The organism is Enterocloster lavalensis (genome assembly GCF_046603895.1).
GTDB classification, from domain to species: domain Bacteria; phylum Bacillota; class Clostridia; order Lachnospirales; family Lachnospiraceae; genus Enterocloster; species Enterocloster lavalensis.
The window spans coordinates 6,284,128-6,300,383 of sequence record NZ_CP176637.1 but is presented as its reverse complement, the minus strand read 5'-3'; the positions used below and the strand labels follow the sequence as shown (position 1 = coordinate 6,300,383).

Below are 16,256 nucleotides of genomic sequence, written 5' to 3'. Positions count from 1 at the left end.
CCAATATTCTGCCATTTTTCATAATTCATCCAGCGGCATCGTCCGATAATCATGCATTTTTAACATTTTTGCTCCGACAAGGACCCGACGTTACAAAATAATAGACAAATCCGCCATTCGGAACCGATTCTGTACTTAGGATGACAAAACCACCCTGTTTATGGTAAAATGGTTGCATTGATATGAATTTTGTCCATGGGGGAGGAAATGAGATGAACCTGAGTGCCATAAGGGCGCGGCTTTGCCTGATGCTTGCGCTGCTGCCCTTGGCCGGCGGCCTGTGCCTGTCCGGCTGTATCCGCGCGGAGCAGACGGACTATTCCGCCTTCGCTCCCGCAGAGGACAAGCGCCTGACCATATACACCTCCAATCTGGAGGAGGTCTACACCCCGATTATCCGGGAATTTGAGGAGCGGACCGGCATCTGGGTCCAGGTGGAAAACGGCGGCTCCATCGCCCTTTTAAAACAGATCGCCGAGGAGTCGGAAAATCCCCGCTGCGACGTGATATTGGGCGGCAGCGTGGAAAGCCTGTATTCCTTCCGAAACTATTTTTCTCCTTATAAAAGCGCGGAGGCCGAAAGTCTGCCCACTGAATACGTGCAGACCAACGGACTCTGGACGCCCTTCTCCATCCCTCCCGTAGTCCTGATCTATAACCCAAAGCTGGTGCGCACCAATCCGCCCACAGGCTGGGACAGCCTTCTGGACCCGGCCTGGAAAGGGAAAATCGCCTTCGCCGATCCGGAAACCTCCGGGTCCAGCTACACGGCGCTGTCCACCATGGTGCAGATTCTCCCCGGCAGGGATGAGGACCTGATCCGCAGGTTTTACGAGAACCTGGAGGGCCGAACCATAGACCGGGCCGGACAGGTGGTCGGCGAGGTGGCCAACGGGAGCTGCTACATCGGAGTTACCCTGGAGGAAAACGCGCTTCGCAGCATCAAGAAGGGGTACGACATCGCCATGGTCTACCCGAAGGAGGGCACCAGCGCCATCCCCGATGGGCTGGCCGTGATCGCAGGCTGTCCTCACGAGGAGAACGCACGGCTGTTTGTGGACTTCGCCCTGAGTCGGGACGTGCAGACCTATCTCTCCCGCTCCTCCAATCTCCGGGCCGTGAGAAGCGACGTGCCTCAGCCGGAGGGAGTCACCGGGGAGCTTTTGACCTTCCCTTACGATGTGGGCCTGGCCGGAAGCCGGCAGGAGGACTACCTGGCGCTGTGGCACAGTCTGCGGGAGGAGGTGCAGCCATGAGATCCTGGATCCGCCATTCCTTCAAAAACCGGATATTCGTCACGGTTCTGCTGGTGACGCTGCTGCCCCTGCTGTTCTGCGACGTGCTGGTGATGCAGGTTCAGAGGGCCAGAAGCGAGAGCAGCCTGGCCACCCAGGCCCAGGCTCAGTTAAACGGGTTGGAGCAGGCTCTGGACACCACCTGCCTCTCCTACCGCCAGGCGGCCAAACGGCTCTGCGGCAGCACTATGATCCGCAACGCCTTAAACCGCAAAACCGCCAATTCCCGGGTGGTCTACCAGCTGCTGTTCATGGAGACGGACCGGCTGCGTGAGCACGCCCGCTTCGACATCTTCAGTTCCGAGGGCAAATGCCTTTACAGCACGGTCAGCCCCCTGCCGGAGGAGGAGCGCAATCCGCGCTGGGGTGTTCTCTACGCCGCGGGGCAGACCGACGGGCTGGCCTTCGGCAAGGGGACCGGCCAGACGGCCATGACCGCGGCCCAGGCGGTCCGCGGCTACGGCGGCCGCATCCTGGGCTATGTGGTGATCACCATGACCAGCACCGACTTCGAACGTCTCTTTGACGGGCTTTACAGTGCCACCCATGTGGTGATCCTGTTGGATCCCACCTGGCAGACCATCTACCACACCCAGCCGGCCCAGGCGGAGTCCTCCACGGCTGCGCTGAGGAGCCAGCTCCTCGCAGGCAAACCGCTCACCGGGGCGGACGGGGAATACTACTACTTTTTGACCCGCAATGAGGGCACCGGCCTTTCCCTGATTCTACAGCAGCCGAAAACCTTCAGCTCCCAGGTCATGGATACCTTCTACACGGTCAGCATCCTGATGGGGCTTATGTGCCTGCTGCTCTGCCTCTGGTGCGCCTGGCTCTTGAGCCGCCACCTGTCCCAGCCGGTTCACCAGCTGGACGAGGCCATGGGGGAGATCAAGAAGGGAAATCTGGAGATCCATATGGAAACGGACCGTGAGGACGAGCTGGGGCGTCTTACGGAAAGCTTTAACCGCATGACAGAGGAATACCGGCAGAACCTGGTGCGCTCCGTGGCCCGCCAGAGGGAACTCAACGAGACGCAGCTGCGGATGATGCAGGCCCAGCTGAACCCACATTTCCTATATAATACCCTGGATTCCATGAAGTGGCTGGGCGTAACCCACCACGTGCCCCAGGTGGCCACCCTGGCAACGGACCTGGCCGTCATCCTCCGGGCCGGAATCTCCGGCAGCGAGTTTATCACGCTGGAGGACGAGCTGGAGCTGGTGGACCGCTACATCGATATCCAGTCTCTCCGGTTTGAGGACCGCTTCACCTGTGAGATCGACGTGCCGGACCGGCTGCAGAGCTGTCTTGTGCCCAAGCTGGTCTTGCAGCCCCTGGTGGAAAACGCCATTATCCACGGGGTCGTGGACCGGGAGGACGGCTATATCAAGCTGCAGGCCGAGGAACAGGAGGGCGATCTCCTGCTCTCCGTTTACGACAACGGCTGCGGCATTCCGCCGGATGTTCTGGCCCGCCTCAACAGCAAGGATCAGAAAATTCCGGGCGAACATTTGGGACTGTTTAATGTGAGCAGCATCATCCGGCTGCATTTTGGAGAAAAATATGGTATTTCGGCGGAAACTACGCCGGGAGACGGCAGCTGTGTGCGGCTGCTCTTACCGATACAGAAGAAGGAGAACAACAATGCTTAAAGTGCTCGTAGTAGACGACGAATCCGTGGTCCGCAGGGGAATTGTCCTGGGCGTGGACTGGGCCTCCATGGGCTGTGTGGTGGTGGGGGAAGCCACCAACGGCGAGGAGGGCATCGCGGCCGTGGAGCGGTACAACCCCAACCTGATCATCACCGACATCCGCATGCCCCACATGGACGGCATCGAGATGATGACGGAGCTGCGCCGCCGGGGCTGCCGGGCTCACGTCATCCTCCTGACCGCTTACAGCGATTTTTCCTACGCCCGCAGCGCGCTCCAGTTCGGGGCCGCGGATTATCTGTTAAAACCATTCCGGGACCAGGAGCTGGTGGCCGCCATCGGCCGGGTCCGGGAACGGGAGCAGATGCAGACCTCCCTGGCCCCCCAGGACATGCTGAGCCTCGCCAAGGGGGACAAGAGCAAGTACGTGCTGGAGGCCATGAATTATATCGCGGAGCATTACAGCGACAGCGACATCAGCATCACGCCCATCGCCCGCTCCCTGGGCGTCAGCGAGAGCCATCTGAGCCATGTATTCAAGAAGGAAACCAGCTATACTATCGTCAATTACCTCACCCAGTACCGCATCCACATGGCAATGAAGCTTCTGCAGGACTGCCGGTACAAGGTATACGAGGTGGCGGAGATGGTGGGCTATCGGGACGTGGCCTATTTCGGCAGCACCTTTAAGAAACTGGCGGGCATGTCGCCGTCGGAGTATCAGGACCGGTGCCACTAAAAGGCGCCGGTCTCCTCCTCCCCTTTCCGCTTCAGATCCGGGCTGTAGATCCGGTAATTGCCGCGCCCGGTGCGTTTGACGTCATACAGGGCGGTGTCGGCCTTCTGATACAGCTCCTGGAAGGTCCGCCCGTCCCGGGGATAGAACACCACCCCGAGGCTGCACGTGATCTCTCCATTCTCCCCGTCCGGGTGCTTCAAAATCTGGCAAAACATGTCAATTCTGGGAATCATTTCCTCCTCTGAGGAGATATCGTTCAGAAAGACCATGAACTCATCTCCGCCCATTCTGCCGCAAAGATCCGTTTTCCGCAGAAATCCCTTTATGAACCTGGCAGTCTCACGGATAACCTGATCGCCGTAGGGGTGCCCATACTGATCATTGTGCTTTTTGAACTCGTCGATATCGAGCATAATCAGAGCATGGCGTTTCGGTGGTGTGCTGTTTTTTAGAATCCTGGAAACTCTGGCAATAAACGTCTCCCGGTTGAGGAGCCCGGTCATCCCGTCGTGTTCCATCCGGCTGCGCACCTTCAACTCCGTCCTCTTCTCCTGGTCAATATCCAGGGTCATCATAAACAGCCTCACATCGCTGCTGTAAGGGTCCGCCAGCAAAAGAAGGACTGCACGGACCCAAATAATACCCCCCCCCACCAAAAAAAAAACCTATATCATCAACACCATCCGTGCCAACACAAGCACCGTCTATACACTTTCTCCGATAATCGAGAACCCCGGTAGTCTGTCCGTGATAGTAGCGGCCCAGAAGCGAATCTCGTTCAAAAAATTTATTAAACTTTTCAAGGTCGTGCTCATATACAAAATTCTCGGCAATGTAACGCACGGTGCCGGTATACGTTTTCTGAGAACGCAGACAATCCGGCTTGACATCCCCCTTTGTATCATCATACAAGTCCTTGGTCAGATTGTACTCATAGACGCCGAAGGTCTTTTCTTCCCTGGCCTTGAAGTAATTGCTCCATTTCTGGTAGGACAGCTCCTTCTCCCGCTGCTCCGTGATGTCTTCACAGGAAATAACCGCACGTTTTACGGCCCCATATTCATCGAAGATGGAGCTATACTTGGCCTCATACCAGCCGAATGAGCCGTCCCTGCGCCGCTTTCTGACCACGGAATGGCCGCTCTTCTCTCCGCGGATGATGGATTCGTAAAATGCCACATAGTCGTTCACACACGCCTCATCGATGGCCCCTGAGCGTATAACGCTGTAGGGCACATCATCCATCACCGGAGGCAGTCCGAATTCATCGGCAGCCGATTTGGGCTGCTTAAGCCGCCGGGAAGCCGGCTCATAAATATACATCATTTTATCCGTGAGCTGAAATGCGATTTTACTCTCCTGCATGCTCATCCGAAGCTGCTCCTCCATCTGTTTGCGGTCTGCGATATCAAACAGCGCACAGAGCAGGCTTCCCGGCCTGTCCGGGTCGTACGCGCACCGTACCAGAAGCCACATCAGCTTTCCCGAGCTGTGAATCGCTCGGAATTCCAGCTGGAAATACCGGTCCTTTCGACGGATATGGCTTTGTACGGTATCCATAATGGATTGATAGTCGTCCTCCGGCAGAATAAACTTCGCATTTGTAAACCCCTGTGCCTCCGCGTTCTCGGCGGTATAACCATAGATCTGGTAATACGATTGATTTGCATACAGAATGGTGAGCTTTTCATCTAACGCCACATGGCAAAGGCCGCATGGCGTCCCGTCAAGCATCATTTTATAGTATTCCAGTTCGTTCATAACAAACCCTCACCTCTCCCCCTGCCAATATCCGGGCAATATATTGTACGGCATCTGTTTTATTTTCTGTGCTCAGATACCATATAATGACAGTATAGCAAATCTACGCGGAAATTACAATTTCTTCGCAAAAAATTCCCCCCGCCGGCAAAATGCGACTAAACAATCGCCCGCAGGCTACACCGGCGTCCCATTGCATTCAGCCAAAAAGGCGCCCCTCACGCCGGTTTCCGACGTTTGGGGCGCCCTCTATGTAATTTCTGTGGAACTTATAACTGCGGGCCAGCGGAAACTAACGCTTTTCCAGCCTCGTTGCCCTCATATTTGGAGAAGTTCTTCACGAAGCGCTGTGCCAGATCCTTGGCCTTTGCCTCCCAGTCCTCAGCGGTGGCGTAGGTATCGCGGGGATCCAGAATCTTGGGATCCACGCCCGGCAGCTCGGTAGGAATCTCAAAGTTGAAGAACGGCAGCTGCTTGGTCGGAGCCTTTGCGATGGAGCCGTCCAGGATCGCGTCGATGATGCCGCGGGTGTCCTTGATGGAGATACGCTTGCCGGTTCCGTTCCAACCGGTGTTCACAAGGTATGCCTTGGCGCCGCTCTTCTCCATTCTCTTAACCAGCTCTTCCGCGTACTTGGTCGGATGCAGCTCTAAGAAGGCCTGGCCGAAGCAGGCGGAGAAGGTGGGGGTGGGCTCGGTGATTCCGCGCTCGGTACCAGCCAGCTTTGCCGTAAATCCGGACAGGAAGTAATACTGGGTCTGCTCCGGAGTCAGGATGGACACGGGAGGAAGAACGCCGAATGCGTCCGCGGACAGGAAAATTACATCCTTAGCCGCAGGAGCAGCGGAAACCGGGCGCACGATCTTCTCGATGTGGTCGATCGGATAGGACACGCGGGTGTTCTCGGTCACGCTCTTGTCATCGAAATCGATCTTGCCGTCCGCATCCAGGGTAACGTTCTCCAGCAGAGCGTCGCGCTTGATAGCGTTGTAGATATCCGGCTCGGACTCCTTGTCCAGGTTGATCACCTTCGCGTAGCAGCCGCCCTCGAAGTTGAACACGCCGTTGTCGTCCCAGCCGTGCTCGTCGTCGCCGATCAGCAGACGCTTGGGGTCGGTGGACAGAGTGGTCTTGCCGGTTCCGGAAAGGCCGAAGAAGATAGCGGTGTTCTCGCCGTTCATATCGGTGTTGGCGGAGCAGTGCATGGAAGCGATGCCCTTGAGCGGCAGGTAGTAGTTCATCATGGAGAACATACCCTTCTTCATCTCACCGCCGTACCAGGTGTTCACGATTACCTGCTCGCGGCTGGTAATGTTGAACATAGCGGCAGTCTCGGAATTCAGGCCCAGCTCTTTGTAGTTTTCAACCTTCGCCTTGGAAGCGTTGTATACAACAAAATCAGGAGTAAAGCTCTCAAGCTCCTCATCGGTGGGCTGTATAAACATGTTCTTAACGAAGTGGGCCTGCCAAGCCACTTCAACGATGAAACGGATCGCCATGCGGGTATCCTTGTTGGCCCCACAGAACGCATCTACGACAAAAAGTCTCTTGTTGGAAAGCTCTTCCAACGCGATTTTCTTCACGGCATCCCATGCTTCCTGACTGGCCGGGTGGTTATCGTTCTTATATTCATCAGAGGTCCACCATACGGTATCCTTGGAATTCTCGTCCATAACGATGAATTTATCCTTGGGAGAACGCCCCGTATAGATACCGGTCATAACATTAACCGCGCCAAGCTCACTCACCTGTCCCTTTTCATAGCCTTCCAGGGTAGGTTTGGTCTCCTCCTCGAACAATGTCTCATAAGAAGGATTGTAGACAATTTCTGTGGTTCCGGTGATGCCGTACTGACTTAAATCGATTTTTGCCATCTTTGATTCAACCTCTCTTTTCTTAAAAATTTGAATGTCAGTTCTAACTTTAGTACATTCAATCGAAATAGTCAATAATTTATCAAATTTTTTTGACTTAAATTAACTTCTTCGTCTCCCAATTCTCAAAACGGACCGTCATTGTTTCACGCCACTCCCCGCTGGGGCAGATGTCAATCAGCTGCCGGTAGCCCGGATTTGAAACAGCGTAGGATTCCACCAAGCGCAGGAGCCCCCACTCGACCTCATACATGGTGCTTTCAGGAAACGTCCGCATCAGTACCCCGACCTCTTCCGCCGTAAGCGGAAGTTTTACCTTTGCCAGCAGTTCCTCAAACCGCCCGACGATTTCTCCCGGCGGTTCACAGTCCGTCGAGTCCGGCATCCGGCCCAACGCTTTCAGTTCATCAATGGCACCCTGCATCTCCATTCCTCCTGACATCCATCGTTTTCCCCTTCTTCTCCTGCGGGCACGTATCACGCCATCAACCGGCCCAGCGCTTCCAGCAGGACCTGCATATCGATGGGCTTTGCAATATGGTGGTTCATTCCGGAGCTGTGGGCTTTGCCCAGGTCCGCCGCAAAGGCATTGGCCGTCAGCGCTATGATCGGAATCTCCCGCGCATCCACACGCGGAAGAGCCCGGATGGCCTTCGTGGCCTGGTAGCCGTCCATAACCGGCATCTGGATATCCATCAGGATACCGCTGTACTCCCGGATGCCGGAGGCCTTAAACTTCTCCAGCGCCTCCTGTCCGTTCTCCGCCGTGTCCACCAAAATCCCCTGCATCTGAAGCAGCTCGGCCGCAATCTCAAGATTCAGCTCGTTGTCTTCCACCAGCAGGATGCGCTTGCCGGCCAGGACAGATGGCGTTTGCTCATTCTGAGAAGACAGCTCCACCGGATTGTCCCGGCGGAATTTGTGGAAGGCGCACGCCATCCTGGATTTAAACAGCGGCTTCGCGATAAACGCATCCGCTCCCGCTTTCAAAAACTCCTCCTCAATCTCCGAGTAATCATAGGCGGAAATGATAATGATGGGCACATCACTGCCCAACTTCTCACGGATCGCCCGGACGGTATCCAGCCCGTCCATATCCGGCATCTGCCAGTCCAGGATCACAAAATAATAATCCTCACGCCGGTTGTGGGCGGCTTCAATCCGGACTACGGCTTCTCTGCCGGACAGAACCCAGTCGCCGCGCATGCCCAGATCCTTTAATAACTCGGCCGCACTCTCGCACACCACCGGGTCATCGTCAACCACCAATACCGGAAGCCCCGCCAGCTCCTGGCTGCTCGGTTCCTCCTCGCAGACTTCAAAGGAAACGGCAAAAATAAACTGACTCCCCTCCCCCAACCGGCTCTTCACCTCGATGGTACCGTTCATCATGCGCACAATGTTCTCCGTGATGGTCATGCCCAGGCCCGTGCCCTGGATTTTGCTGATGCGGGAATCCTCAGCCCGCGTAAAAGGCTCAAAGATGTGCGCTACAAACTCCTCCGTCATTCCGATTCCGTTGTCAGAAACGATAAATTCATACTGTCCCCGCCCCGGCACAATGGACGGGAGTTCCCGGAGACGCAGGCTGACGGTACCGCCGTCCGGAGTGTATTTCACCGCATTGGATAAAAGATTCATCAGAACCTGCTGCAGGCGGTTCTGATCCGTCACCACCTTCTCATGGCGCACATGGTCCGCGCTGATGAACAGATGGTGACACTTCTGGCTGGCCAGAGGGCGGCATATGCCGATCACCTCATCCATCAGCTCCGGCAGGGAGACCAGTTCAGAGGACAGGTCGATTTTCCCGCTCTCAATCCTGGACATATCGAGAACCTCGTTGATCAGCCCCAGCAGATGCCGGCTGGAAGTGCTGATCTTGCCCAGACAGTCCGTCAGCTTCTCGGGATTTCCAAGGTTCGCCTGGGCGATAACCGACATACCCATGATGGCGTTCATGGGGGTGCGGATATCGTGGGACATGGAGGAAAGAAAGTTGGTTTTGGCGTCGTTTGCCACCCGGGCCGCCTGATAGGCGTCCTCCAGCGCCCGGCGCTGGCGGTCCTGCTCCGCCCGCTCCCTGGTCACATCGATACCGGCACTGTAGAAGGAGGCGATGCCGTCCCAGCTGTCCTCTGCGCTGACATAGGTGTAGGTCATGGTCAATATCTTTACGGTTCCGTCCCGGGTGAGAATACGTCCCTCCACCACGGTTTTTTTGCCGGTTTCCCTGGAGTCGGCCATAATTTTGGCAGCCCGCTCAATATCGTCCGGATGCACATAGGTACATTTGCCGTGGAGCTCCTGCTCAAATTCCTCTTTGGTATAACCGATCAGATTCAGGAAATCGCCGCCGTACCAGAGAACCGTCCTCATATCCTGGGCATCCACCCGCGCGAACCCGCCGGGAATGGCCCGGACAATGGCGTTCATCTCCTGGTCCTTTTTAGCCAGCTTATACTCCGGACTCTGGCCGTCGTGGGACAGCTCGACGCGCGCCCGGCGCCCGGCCCAGTTGATCTCCCGGTTCTTGATCATGAAGTTTTTCTGCATAAGCGGATTGTAAAATTCCCAATCATAATCCGCATCCTGCCTCAGCCTGTCGTTGGTACAGAAGGGACAGGGAGTGGTTCTGCCCTGAATGACTTCATAACATTTGCGCCCCAACACCTGAGCAGAGGTTTTTCCCAGCGTTTTGCAGGAATTCTCATTTAAATATAATAGCTCATAGGTATCCATATCGCTGATGTAGACATTGCCAATATAGGTGTCAAGCATCCAGTTAAAATACTGCTGCCGCTGACGGTAGAGCCGGTCCAGCTCTTCTTTCTCCGCCACAAGCGTGTCCACATCCGTAAACTCCCCCTGGAACAGGCGGCAGCCTGCATCCCGGTCCTCAAAAACCGAACCGGAAAGCTGGGCCCAGAAAAAACCGCCCTCCTTCATAGGCAGCCGTACCGTCAGATTGATCTGAGCCTCCGTCTCGTCCTGAACCTCTGACAGGGCCCGTCGTATCCGCTCGAAGTCCTCCGGGTATCCGGCATAATACTGCTTCAGATCCGCGTAAAGGCGGTGGTAATCCTGTGCCGGACAGTGGATGGCCTTAAAAAAGCTGGCATTTCCCCACAAAAAAGTCAGCCCCTCATCCAGACGGCAGCTGATGACGCTGGTGCGCAGCGTGTTGATTGCCGCCGGGCATGTAGCAGCCGCGCGGTTTGGACATTCCTGTCCTGAAAAGATTGTCTCCATAATGTTAACTCACATCTCCTGTATCGTTTCACTCAGAGCGATCGAACTGCTTCTATTCGTTCACATCCAATATTATTAAGAGTATAGCAAAGGTTGGCAAAAATAGCAACAAAATGGAGTATTTTGTAGAAAACAGGCGCGTAAGATGGTATAGTGTTCAGAGACACGTGAAAGGGGAGAAAATGACAGTGGACAGCGGCATGGAACTGCATCAGGCGATTTATCAGTTTTACCGGACTCAGATTCAATTCGGTCTTTACCAGTACGGCGAAAAGCTGCCATCCCTGGAGGAGACTTGCAAACGGTTTCATACATCCCTGGACACGGTGAACCCCGCGTATCACCGCCTGCGCCAGGAGGGCTACATTGCGATCTCCAAAAAGTCCGGCGCGAAAGTAGCCATCCGCTATGGGCCGGAGCAGGTCCGGCGGCATATCCAGACATTTTACGCCGAGCGCAGGGAATCCCTGACCGACCTAAGCCGCTGCATATGGCCGTTGCTGGGTCAGGCGCAGTGTTTGGCCCTGAAAACCGGTCCCTTGAAAGCCGCGGACCTGGAACAATTTGTGGACGCCGGGAGCCATTCGGCCATCCTGGCGGTCTGGAGGGTTCTGGACCACAAATACAATGATCTGGGAAATGAACTCCTCATGCGGCTGATCCGTTACCTGTATCTGTATTTCTACGGTTCCTTCTGGGGAGTGGCAAAGGATGAACGCCTGCACGCGATCACGGTCAGGCAGCTTAAGGCCGCCGCGGACCTCTGCCGGGAAGAGCGGTGGGACGAACTTCCGGACGTCCTGCGCGTGATCCAGGATGAGTTTTACCGCTCCCTTTGTTTGTTTTACAGGGAGAATATCCCCCCGGAACCGGCCTGCCGGCAGGTGGCTTTTTCCTGGGATGCCTACAAAAAATCCTCTCAGCTGCGCTACTCCCTGGCAATGGAGCTCCTGACCGAAATCGGACGCGGCGTGTACCCGGTTGGGAGCTATCTGCCCTCCGCCGAGCGGCTATCCGCAGAAAAAGGCGTTTCTGTCAGCACCGTGCGCCGGGCGGTCAGCCTGCTCAACAGCGTCGGAGCGGTGAAATCCTCCCGGCCGCTGGGTGCCCGCGTTCTCCCGCCCTCCCAGAGCGCGGACCACTGCGACTTTACCCAGCCAGACCTTCGCAGGCGTCTGCTGGATGTGGCGGAAAGCCTGCAGATATTTGCATTGTCGGGAAAGGACGTGTCGGAGCTGACTCTGTCCTCCCTGGACGAGGCCTCGCTGCTCAGCTGGAAACAATATCTGATGGATTTGAAGAGACGTGGACTTAGCCAGCGGGTGATATACGCTTCTCTGTTCTTGATTTCCCGGGATGCCCCCTCTCAAACCCTGCGCACGATCTATTCGGAGCTGCTGCAGCTGCTCTTTTGGGGAAATCCCATTGAGGCGCTGATGGGGAAACTGGAGAATGATCCACTGTTTTTTGTCTCCAGCTTAGAACGTATGACCGCCTCGCTGGAGCGCCGGGAGACAGCCGTTTTCTCCTACACCCTGGAATTCCTGCTGATCCACGAGCTGCGCAGAGCCGTGGAGGTGCTGCTGGGGCTGGGAATCCGGGAAGCCGGAAACATTTTAATTCCCGATACAAACAATGAATGGAAAATAATGGATACACGGAGGTAACTATGGAAAAAGAATATGACCTGTTTCTGTTCCTCGGCCAATCGAATATGGCGGGGAGGGGCGTAACGTCCCCTCAATGGCCCGAGACTGCGCCTGCGCTCACGCCCGGAGCCGGGTATGAATACCGGGCTGTTTCCGATCCGGGGCGGCTGTATCCGGCCAGCGAACCTTTTGGCGTCCATGAAAACAACCCGGACGGCATCTGCGAACCCGGAATGAAAACCGGTTCCATGGTCACCGCTTTCATCAACGCGTACTACGCAAGGACCAAAATCCCGGTGATCGGGGTCTCGGCGAGCAAGGGCGGTTCCGCCATCGGCCAGTGGCAGGGGGACGGGGACTATTTATCCGATGCGCTCATGCGCCTGGAACGGACGGAGAGATTCCTGAAAGAGCAGGAAATCACTGTCCGCCACCGCTATATGCTCTGGTGCCAGGGTGAGACGGACGGGGACCTTGGAACGTCTCCTGAGGATTACAAAGCCCGATTCACAAACATGTTTTCCCAGCTCAGGGAAAAAGGGATTGAGACCTGCTTCCTGATTGCCATCGGGGAATACAACGGCCAGAAAGGATTTGACTACTCAGACATCCGCCGGACGCAGCTGGAACTTCCAAAGGAGCTGCCGGATGTGGTTCTGGTCTGCGACGCGTTCCACACCATGCGCGCCCGCGGTCTGATGAAGGATGACTTCCACTACTATCAGGCGGCTTACAACGAGGTGGGAACCATGGCGGGAAACGCGGCCGGGGAGTTTGTAAGGCGGGTGTAATACAGTGATATACAATCAAATTTCCCTCCTCTTCCTGAATCATTTGTCTGTATGATCCCAGGGAGCGTCGAACTCCAGTTCGCCCCGCGCCGCCCGGCACGGTGCATACTGCGCACACCGGGCCTCGAACCCGGAACCTGCCGGTTAAGAGCCGGCTGCTCTTCCAACTGAGCTATATGCACAAAAAACGCCGATTCATTGCGAATAAGCGGCCGGGACAAAAAATAGTCCATATCACCGGGATACACAGTTCATTCTCCGGAGTCAGCATCAAAAAAAGACCGCCATGATAAACATGACGGACTTTTTGCTCTTATTCGACAGATCAGAAATTAGTCCTCAACGCTGATGATTTCTTTCTTGTTATAAGATCCGCAAGCCTTGCACACTCTGTGGGGCATCATTAAAGCACCGCACTTGGAGCACTTTACCAGGTTGGGAGCGCTCATCTTCCAGTTTGCTCTGCGGCTGTCTCTTCTCGCTTTGGAAGATTTATTCTTAGGACAGATAGACATGGTTTACACCTCCTTCAACTGTTTAAAAATATCCTGGATAACTGACATTCTCGGGTCAAGTGACCTGGTATCGCAGTCACAAGTCCCACGGTTGAGATTTGTACCACATCTATTACAGATTCCCTTGCAATCTTCGTCGCAGAGAACTTTCATAGGCAGGCTCAAGGTCAACTCATTGCGAACCATTTGGTCTACATCCAGATTGTAACCATTTACATAGAACTGCTCGTCAAGCGCTTCCATCCGCTCCTTGTCCGTCTGCTTCATGTCGATCTCGTCGTCAATCTCCAGATGGAAATCCACCTTCACCGGGTCCAGGCAGCGGCTGCACGGCATCTCCAGGGAGACATCCACAGAGCCCGTCACAGAAAATACCTTATTCCCCTTGTTGGTGATATCCAGATTCACCGGCGTTTTCTCCACAACCGCATAGGTGCCTTCCGGCACGCGGAACTCGGAAAATTCCAGTTCACAGATGTAATGCTTCACTTTACCTTCTACGGAAAACAGTTCTGTTAAATTAATCAGCATACGATTATTCCTCCATATGCACCTATAACATTATACATAGAGGCATGTGGTTTGTCAACATAATTTTTCCAGTTTAACGAACTTTTCCGGCAATTACGCCAAGTTTCGCATTAAACCAGCGCCAGGGTCTCTCTTGCGATAGCCAGCTCCTCGTTGGTGGGGATCAACATCACCTTAACCTTGGAGTTGGGGGAGGAAATCACGCGCTCCTCGCCGCGCACGTTGTTGGCCTCGTCGTCGATCTCAACGCCCATGAACGCCAGGCTGGAGCAGATGTTCTTTCTTCCGGTCTTGTCGTTCTCACCCACGCCTGCGGTGAACGCGATGGCGTCCACGCCGTTCATGGCTGCCGCGTAAGCGCCGATGTACTTCGTCACGCGGTAGATAAAGGCATCCAGAGCGACCTCAGCCAGGTGGTTGCCGTCGGCCTTGGCGTTCTCGATATCGCGGAAGTCGCTGGAGATACCGTTTGTCATGCCGTAAACGCCGGACTTCTTGTTCAGGATATCCAGCATCTGGTTGATGTCCAGGCCCTCTTTGTTCATGATGAACTGCAGCACGGCCGGGTCCACATCGCCGCTTCTGGTGCCCATGATCAGGCCCTCAAGCGGGGTCAGGCCCATGCTGGTGTCCACGCACTTGCCGCCGATGGAGGCGGATACGCTGGCGCCGTTGCCCAGGTGGCAGACGATCACCTTAGCGGTCTCAGGATCCAGGCCGCCGAACCGGATCGCCTCGGCGGACACGAACTTGTGGCTGGTTCCGTGGAAGCCGTAGCGGCGGATGCCGTACTTCTCATAGTATTCGTGAGGAATGGCGTAAGTATACGCTTTCTCCGGCATGGACATACCGAAGGCGGTGTCGAACACGGCTACGTTGGGGGTGCCGGGCATCGCAGCCTCGCAGGCTTCGATTCCCATCAGGTTCGCCGGGTTGTGCAGCGGGCCTAAGTCAAAGCACTCGCGGATCACGCGCTTCACATCCTCGTTCACAACGATGGAATCGCTGTAAACCGTGCCGCCGTGCAGCACGCGGTGTCCGATGGCGGAGATTTCGGAGGTGTCCTTGATCACGCCGTGCTCCGGATCCTGCAGAGCTGCCATAACCATCTCGATGGCAGTCTTGTGGGTGGGCATGGGGTTCTCGATCACATACTTGTCCTTGCCGGCCGGCTGGTGGGTCAGCTTGGAACCTTCGATGCCGATGCGCTCGCACAGGCCCTTGGCCAGCACGCTCTCATTGTCCATATCGATCAGCTGATATTTTAAAGAGGAACTTCCGCAGTTGATAACTAAAATCTTCATAATTTGTCCTTCTCCTTCAAATCTTCTTATTTCACGATCTCGCCGTATACTTCTCTTCCGCAGCCTGCCGCGTTGGACTCGTCGGTGTCAATGTGCATGGCCAGGGCGTAGGTGTCGCTGACGCGGAGCACCACGTCGCCGAATACCAGGCTTCTGCCGTCGGTGTCGATCTTTACGTTTACGATCTGGCCGTTCTCAACGCCCAGGGCCTCAGCATCGGCGGGGGTTGCATGGATGTGGCGTTTGGCCGCGATCACGCCCTCGGTGATCTCGATCTCGCCCTTGGGTCCGATGATCTTGCATGCGCCGCTTCCCGCGATGTCGCCGGACTCTCTGACGGGAGCCGCTACGCCGATGGAGCGTGCGTCGGTCAGGGACAGCTCAACCTGGGTGGCTTTTCTGACCGGACCTAAAATGGATACGCCGGGCATTTCCTTCTTGCCGCCCACGATGGTGACTCTCTCCTCGCAGGCATACTGGCCGGGCTGGGAAAGATCTTTCTTCTTGGTCAGCTCATAACCGGCGCCGAAGAGGATCTCCAGATGTTCCTGGCTCAGATGTACGTGACGTGCGGATGTCTCAACTAAAAATTTCATAATTAACGCTCTCCTTTTATCCTTGTAAATTTTAAAATGACTCACAGTTCCCGCAAAAAAGCGCAGCTCTGTATTCTGTATACTATTCTATTGGTTTGTCCCAAATTTTGCAAGCCCCCGCCGGGAAATATCTTGCATTTTTTTTAATACGCTGGCAAATAGCGGTAAAATCGCTGTTTTTTCTGCGGCAACCGCGCTCCGTACAGGCCGGCGGCCCGCCCCATGGGCATAATCGCCGGCGTTCCGGTGCATCCTAAAAAACGGAAGCTGTCCCAGGGGCAGCTTCCGAACCCGCCC

Annotated in this window: 14 protein-coding genes and 1 tRNA gene; 5 read left to right on the top strand and 10 right to left on the bottom strand. The window is 55.5% G+C overall.

The window, feature by feature from the left end; translation table 11 throughout:
* Window positions 1–212 precede the first annotated feature (212 nt).
* From ACK2JC_RS28310 to ACK2JC_RS28300, 3 genes are read left to right on the top strand one after another with little or no spacing between them, the layout of a single operon-like run.
* Window positions 213–1,256, top strand: a complete 1,044-nt coding sequence (locus tag ACK2JC_RS28310) for an ABC transporter substrate-binding protein (protein WP_166434533.1) — start codon at window positions 213–215, stop codon at window positions 1,254–1,256.
* Window positions 1,253–2,947 (top strand): sensor histidine kinase, encoded by a 1,695-nt coding sequence (locus ACK2JC_RS28305; protein ID WP_092360661.1) that lies wholly within the window; start codon window positions 1,253–1,255, stop codon window positions 2,945–2,947. The genes ACK2JC_RS28310 and ACK2JC_RS28305 overlap by 4 nt, the downstream gene beginning before the upstream one ends.
* A complete protein-coding gene (locus ACK2JC_RS28300) occupies window positions 2,940–3,686 on the top strand; it encodes a response regulator (protein ID WP_007711084.1) in 747 nt (248 codons plus the stop codon). Before ACK2JC_RS28305 ends, ACK2JC_RS28300 begins: the two co-directional genes overlap by 8 nt.
* Here the strand turns inward: ACK2JC_RS28300 and ACK2JC_RS28295 are convergent.
* From ACK2JC_RS28295 to ACK2JC_RS28275, 5 genes are all read right to left on the bottom strand, one after another.
* Entirely contained in the window at window positions 3,683–4,261 is a 579-nt protein-coding gene (locus tag ACK2JC_RS28295) for a GGDEF domain-containing protein (protein ID WP_227167392.1), read from the bottom strand. The two genes, ACK2JC_RS28300 and ACK2JC_RS28295, sit on opposite strands and share 4 nt — an antisense overlap.
* The gene (locus tag ACK2JC_RS28290) at window positions 4,242–5,447 is read right to left on the bottom strand and encodes a PAS domain-containing protein (RefSeq protein WP_368270659.1); all 1,206 of its coding nucleotides are present in this window, start codon (window positions 5,445–5,447) and stop codon (window positions 4,242–4,244) included. The genes ACK2JC_RS28295 and ACK2JC_RS28290 overlap by 20 nt, the downstream gene beginning before the upstream one ends.
* Window positions 5,448–5,716: 269 nt before the next feature.
* Window positions 5,717–7,321 (bottom strand): phosphoenolpyruvate carboxykinase (ATP), encoded by a 1,605-nt coding sequence (pckA, locus tag ACK2JC_RS28285; protein ID WP_092360662.1) that lies wholly within the window; start codon window positions 7,319–7,321, stop codon window positions 5,717–5,719.
* Between the two features lie 97 nt (window positions 7,322–7,418).
* On the bottom strand, window positions 7,419–7,745 hold the full coding sequence (locus tag ACK2JC_RS28280) for a hypothetical protein (protein ID WP_107435446.1): 327 nt from the start codon (window positions 7,743–7,745) through the stop codon (window positions 7,419–7,421).
* Window positions 7,746–7,798: 53 nt separating this feature from the next.
* Window positions 7,799–10,573, bottom strand: a complete 2,775-nt coding sequence (locus ACK2JC_RS28275; protein WP_320937292.1) for a response regulator — start codon at window positions 10,571–10,573, stop codon at window positions 7,799–7,801.
* 182 nt (window positions 10,574–10,755) lie between these two features.
* Here ACK2JC_RS28275 and ACK2JC_RS28270 point away from each other — a divergent pair, with 182 nt between their 5' ends.
* Together ACK2JC_RS28270 and ACK2JC_RS28265 are read left to right on the top strand one after the other, a co-directional pair.
* Window positions 10,756–12,240 (top strand): GntR family transcriptional regulator, encoded by a 1,485-nt coding sequence (locus ACK2JC_RS28270; protein ID WP_320937293.1) that lies wholly within the window; start codon window positions 10,756–10,758, stop codon window positions 12,238–12,240.
* A gap of 2 nt (window positions 12,241–12,242) precedes the next feature.
* A complete protein-coding gene (locus ACK2JC_RS28265) occupies window positions 12,243–13,013 on the top strand; it encodes a sialate O-acetylesterase (protein ID WP_320937294.1) in 771 nt (256 codons plus the stop codon).
* Window positions 13,014–13,122: 109 nt separating this feature from the next.
* On the opposite strand, the gene ACK2JC_RS28260 is transcribed toward ACK2JC_RS28265, so the two are convergent.
* From ACK2JC_RS28260 to pduL, 5 genes are all read right to left on the bottom strand, one after another.
* Window positions 13,123–13,195 (bottom strand) — tRNA-Lys (locus ACK2JC_RS28260).
* Window positions 13,196–13,345: 150 nt separating this feature from the next.
* Window positions 13,346–13,528: a 50S ribosomal protein L32 gene (rpmF, locus tag ACK2JC_RS28255; RefSeq protein WP_007711104.1), complete on the bottom strand. Its 183-nt coding sequence runs from the start codon at window positions 13,526–13,528 to the stop codon at window positions 13,346–13,348.
* Between the two features lie 3 nt (window positions 13,529–13,531).
* Window positions 13,532–14,059, bottom strand: a complete 528-nt coding sequence (locus ACK2JC_RS28250; RefSeq protein ID WP_092360667.1) for a YceD family protein — start codon at window positions 14,057–14,059, stop codon at window positions 13,532–13,534.
* Window positions 14,060–14,169: 110 nt separating this feature from the next.
* On the bottom strand, window positions 14,170–15,363 hold the full coding sequence (locus ACK2JC_RS28245; protein ID WP_092360668.1) for an acetate/propionate family kinase: 1,194 nt from the start codon (window positions 15,361–15,363) through the stop codon (window positions 14,170–14,172).
* A gap of 26 nt (window positions 15,364–15,389) precedes the next feature.
* Window positions 15,390–15,959, bottom strand: coding sequence for a phosphate propanoyltransferase (gene pduL, locus ACK2JC_RS28240; protein WP_320937295.1), 570 nt, complete (start codon window positions 15,957–15,959; stop codon window positions 15,390–15,392).
* Between the last annotated feature and the right edge of the window lie 297 nt (window positions 15,960–16,256).

Coding starts and splice junctions, on each gene's coding strand:
- rpmF (WP_007711104.1), bottom strand. CDS start 13,528: ATGTCTATCTGTCCTAAGAATAAATCTTCCAAAGCGAGAAGAGACAGC.
- ACK2JC_RS28280 (WP_107435446.1), bottom strand. CDS start 7,745: ATGCAGGGTGCCATTGATGAACTGAAAGCGTTGGGCCGGATGCCGGAC.
- ACK2JC_RS28290 (WP_368270659.1), bottom strand. CDS start 5,447: ATGAACGAACTGGAATACTATAAAATGATGCTTGACGGGACGCCATGC.
- ACK2JC_RS28310 (WP_166434533.1), top strand. CDS start 213: ATGAACCTGAGTGCCATAAGGGCGCGGCTTTGCCTGATGCTTGCGCTG.
- ACK2JC_RS28250 (WP_092360667.1), bottom strand. CDS start 14,059: ATGCTGATTAATTTAACAGAACTGTTTTCCGTAGAAGGTAAAGTGAAG.
- ACK2JC_RS28275 (WP_320937292.1), bottom strand. CDS start 10,573: ATGGAGACAATCTTTTCAGGACAGGAATGTCCAAACCGCGCGGCTGCT.
- ACK2JC_RS28245 (WP_092360668.1), bottom strand. CDS start 15,363: ATGAAGATTTTAGTTATCAACTGCGGAAGTTCCTCTTTAAAATATCAG.
- ACK2JC_RS28270 (WP_320937293.1), top strand. CDS start 10,756: ATGACAGTGGACAGCGGCATGGAACTGCATCAGGCGATTTATCAGTTT.
- ACK2JC_RS28295 (WP_227167392.1), bottom strand. CDS start 4,261: ATGATGACCCTGGATATTGACCAGGAGAAGAGGACGGAGTTGAAGGTG.
- ACK2JC_RS28305 (WP_092360661.1), top strand. CDS start 1,253: ATGAGATCCTGGATCCGCCATTCCTTCAAAAACCGGATATTCGTCACG.
- ACK2JC_RS28265 (WP_320937294.1), top strand. CDS start 12,243: ATGGAAAAAGAATATGACCTGTTTCTGTTCCTCGGCCAATCGAATATG.
- pduL (WP_320937295.1), bottom strand. CDS start 15,959: ATGAAATTTTTAGTTGAGACATCCGCACGTCACGTACATCTGAGCCAG.
- pckA (WP_092360662.1), bottom strand. CDS start 7,321: ATGGCAAAAATCGATTTAAGTCAGTACGGCATCACCGGAACCACAGAA.
- ACK2JC_RS28300 (WP_007711084.1), top strand. CDS start 2,940: ATGCTTAAAGTGCTCGTAGTAGACGACGAATCCGTGGTCCGCAGGGGA.